The sequence below is a fragment of the Rubrivirga sp. genome (assembly GCF_049648075.1).
Taxonomy (GTDB): domain Bacteria; phylum Bacteroidota; class Rhodothermia; order Rhodothermales; family Rubricoccaceae; genus Rubrivirga.
On the sequence record NZ_JBARYR010000776.1, the window covers coordinates 1 to 4,014 of the forward strand.

The 4,014-nt window shown below is 69.8% G+C and carries 4 protein-coding genes; 3 read left to right on the plus strand and 1 reads right to left on the minus strand.

What is annotated here, in order from left to right; all coding sequences use genetic code 11:
- On the minus strand, window positions 1-784 hold a 784-nt coding region (locus WBA11_RS20490; protein ID WP_424522484.1), incomplete at its 3' end, for a glycine--tRNA ligase.
- A 184-nt stretch (window positions 785-968) separates the two neighbouring features.
- Here WBA11_RS20490 and WBA11_RS20495 point away from each other — a divergent pair.
- From WBA11_RS20495 to WBA11_RS20505, 3 genes are all read left to right on the plus strand, one after another.
- Window positions 969-1,370 (plus strand): hypothetical protein, encoded by a 402-nt coding sequence (locus tag WBA11_RS20495; protein ID WP_424522485.1) that lies wholly within the window; start codon window positions 969-971, stop codon window positions 1,368-1,370.
- Window positions 1,371-1,609: 239 nt separating this feature from the next.
- On the plus strand, window positions 1,610-2,098 hold the full coding sequence (locus tag WBA11_RS20500; RefSeq protein WP_424522486.1) for a CIA30 family protein: 489 nt from the start codon (window positions 1,610-1,612) through the stop codon (window positions 2,096-2,098).
- A gap of 59 nt (window positions 2,099-2,157) precedes the next feature.
- A partial coding sequence (locus tag WBA11_RS20505; protein ID WP_424522487.1) for a zinc-dependent metalloprotease occupies window positions 2,158-4,014 on the plus strand: 1,857 nt, incomplete at its 3' end.

Sequence of the window (4,014 nt, forward strand, 5' to 3'; positions counted from 1 at the left end):
GCCACGCCATCCGCTTCTCGGCCCACTCTTGGTAGGCCTCGAGCTGCGAGCCCGGCTTGACGAAGTACTGCATCTCCATCTGCTCGAACTCGCGCATCCGAAAGATGAACTGGCGCGCGACGATCTCATTTCGGAACGCCTTGCCGATCTGAGCGATGCCGAACGGGACCTGTTGGCGGGCCGTCTCGGCGACGTCCTTGAAGTGGACGAAGATGCCCTGGGCCGTCTCGGGCCGGAGGTACAGCTTGTTCGCCTCCTCCGCCAAGGCACCCGTCGCCGTCTCGAACATCAGGTTGAACTGACGGACCTCGGTCCAGTCGAACGCGCCCGAGTCGGGCGAGCGGATCTCGTGCTCCTGAATGAGCACGCCCAGAGCAGCCGCTGCATCGTCGGCGTTGAGCGCTTCGACGAACTGAGCTTGGAGCGCTGCTGCCTTGTCGGTCTTTTTCTTCTTCTCGAGCTTGGCGATCGCGCCCTCGATGAGCTGGTCGGCCCGGTAGCGGCGGCCGCTCGCACGGTCATCGATCAACGGGTCCGAGAACGCGTCGACGTGGCCCGAGGCCTTCCAGGTCGTCGGGTGCATCAGGATGGCCGCGTCGAGGCCGACGACGTTGTCGTGCTCCCGCACCATCGCGTTCCACCACCGCTCGCGCACGTTCCGCTTAAGCTCGACACCGAGGGGTCCGTAGTCGTAGACGGCGCCCAGGCCACCGTAGATCTCGGACGACGGGAACAGGAAGCCGCGGCGCTTGGAGAGGGAGACGAGCGTGTCGAGGTCGGCCATTCGGGTGCCCGGTCGAGGGCGGTCAAGAGAAGTCCCAAGATCGCGGCCCGACCTCGAGGGTGGGCGAACGCCGCTCGAAAAGACAGGTCCGTCCTCGAGATGCACACGCCCTCGAGGTTGGCTCACAGATTCGCTTCGACAGCCAGGTGAGGCAGGGGCTAGGTTGCCTCACGACCTCTTCACGATGCCCGATTCCCCGATCCTTCCGCCTGGCCGTCCTCGAGAGTCGGCAGGCCGGCGCAGCCAACGCCGACGCCTCTCGGCCTCGAGCCGGCGCATCCTGAAGTGGCACGCGATCGTCGCGGCCCTCGTCCTGATCTTGGTCTTCCTTCCCGCTACCGGAGCGCTCATCGCGGCCGGGATCGCCTCGGCGAACGGGTGCACGTTGCACGAGGGGTTCTCAAACCCGTGCGTCGTCGCGGGCGTCGACATCGGCGACTCGCTGTACCCGTGGGCCGTCGCGCCGTGGCTCCTGTTCATCACGGTCCCCATTGGCGCTGTGCTGCTTCCCGTGATCGCGATCTCGGCGGCCGTGATGATCTCTCGGGCGCGAAAGCGGGAGAGCGCCGACGGACGCACCCGGTAGCACGACGGCCCGGTGGCTTCGACGGCCTGTCGGCTCTCGAGGCCGGCGTCTCAGGAATCTCCGGGAACGTCGAGGCACGGACCTCGGCTGACCCGCGGACCGTCCCACGCGGGTCTCCTCCTGTTCCCGACGTGCCCCTCCTCGTTCTCGCCCTCCTCGCGTCGGTCCTCGGCGCCTGCACCGAGCCGGCCTCGAACGAGCCGACCTCGAGGGCGCTTCCCATTCCCACCGATTCCGCCATGACTCTCTTCGATTTCGACGGCTCCGACGACGCAGGATGGTTCGTCGTCAACGACGGCGTGATGGGAGGCCGCTCGCAGGGCGTCCTCGAGGTCGATGGCGGGACGCTCGGGTTCACCGGCGAGCTGGTCACGCGCGGCGGCGGGTTCACCTCGGTGCGCGTCGAGAAGCAGGCCGACCTGTCCGCGTTCGACGGCGTCGAGATCCGCGTGAGGGGTGGAGGCCGCACCTTCGAGGTCGAGGTCAACGACCGGACCCGCAACCGCCGACGCGAGGTCTCCCGCCGCGCCGCCTTCCCGACCACCGACGAGTGGCGGACGATCCGCGTCCCGTTCTCCGACCTCGAGCCGACCGCGTTCGGCGAGCCCGTCCGGGTCGACCCGCTGGACCGATCCGACGTGCGCTCGTTCGGGTTCTTCATCGTCGACGGCCAGGACGGCCCGTTCCGCTTGGAGGTCGACTGGATGCGGGCGTACACGGACGGATAGGACTCCGGGCGTCCTCGAGGTCGCGTCCGGCTAGATTGGCAGCCCACGCTCGCCCAAGGATGACCCGGACCTCGACGCTCGCCCTCGCTCTTCTCATCGCCGGTTGCTCTGCGACCGCACCGACGCCCCCGAGCGCGCCTGCGGCGCCGTCCTCGAGGGCGAGCCTCCCCACCATCGAGGCCAAGACGAGCGGCCTGGAGCGCCGCGATGGGTTCGTGCCGGTCTGGTGGGACGCGGACAACGGAAAGATCTGGCTCGAGGTCGAGCCGGGAACGGAGCTGCTGCACGTCGTGTCGCTCCCGGCGGGTCTCGGGTCGAACGACGTCGGTCTGGACCGCGGGCAGCTCGGCGGCGAGCGGATCGTGCGCGTCGAGCGGGTCGGACGGCGCATCATGCTGGTCCAGCCCAACTTGCGGTTCCGCGCCACGACGGACAACCCGGACGAGGCCGCCGCCGTCCGCGACGCGTTCGCGGAGAGCGTCGTGTGGGGCTTCGACATCGAGGCCGAGACCGACGGGCGCGTCTTGGTCGACGCGACGTCGTTCGTCGTGCGGGACGCCCACGGCGTCGCCGACCGGCTCAAAGGCACCGGGCAGGGCACGTTCGCCCTCGATGCCGGCCGGAGCGCGCCGGTCCCGGAGATGCTCAAGGCGTTCCCGCGCAACACCGAGCTCGAGGCGCGTCTCACGTTCTCCAGCAGCGCGCCGGGCCGCTTCGTCCGCGACGTCGCCGCCGACCCGAGCGCTGTGACGGTCCGCGTGCGCCAGTCGTTCGTGGCGCTCCCAGAGCCCGGCTACCAACCCCGCGCGTTCCACCCCGCCAGCGGCTACTTCCCGATGCAGTACGCCGACTACGCCACCCCGATCGGCCAAGACATCGTGCAGCGGTTCATCTACCGCCACCGCCTGGAGTGCGCTGGCCCGCCCGACGCTGAGGGACTGTGCGAGGCGCGCGAGCCTATCGTCTACTACCTCGACCCGGGCACGCCCGAGCCCGTCCGTAGCGCGCTCCTCGAGGGCGCCCGCTGGTGGGCCGAGGGCTTCCAAGCCGCCGGATTCCGCGACGGCTACCGCGTCGAGATGCTGCCCGACGGTGCCGATATGCAGGACGCGCGCTACAACACGATCCAGTGGGTCCACCGTGCCACGCGGGGGTGGAGCTACGGCGGCTCCGTGAGCGATCCGCGGACGGGCGAGATCATCAAGGGCCACGTCTCGCTCGGCTCCCTGCGCGTCCGCCAAGACTACCTGCTCGCCGAAGGACTGCTCGCCCCGTACGTCGGCCGCGACGCTGCCGGCCTCGAGGCCGAGAACGATCCGATGCTGGCCTTGGCGTTGGCACGTCTGCGGCAGCTCTCCGCCCACGAGGTCGGCCACACGATCGGGATCGCGCACAACTTCGCGGCCTCGACGCAGGGTCGCGAGTCGGTGATGGACTACCCGGCACCGCTCGCCACGCTCGACGGCGACCGGATCGACCTCGAGGACGCGTACGGCGTCGGGCTGGGCCGGTGGGACGTCCAGGCCGTCAAGTATGGCTACGCGCCGGACCCGTCGCTCATGGAACTGGTACTGGCCGAGAACCGGGCCGTCGGCCTGCGCTACATCACGGACACCGACGCCCGACCGCTGGGCGCGGCCACGCCCGAGGGCGCGCTCTGGGACAACGGCACCGATGCCGTCGCCTCCCTTGAGGACGAGCTCGCGGTTCGACGCGTCGCCCTCGACCGGTTTGGAGAGTCGGTGATCCACGAGGGCCGCCCGCTCGCCACCCTCGAGGAGGTGCTGGTCCCGCTCTACCTGCGCCACCGCTACCAGGTCGAGGCGACAGGCCACCTGCTGGGCGGCGTCCACTACGGCTACACGATGCGCGGCGATGAGTCGGCGGCCCCCCGCCCCGTCTCCGCCGCGCAGCAG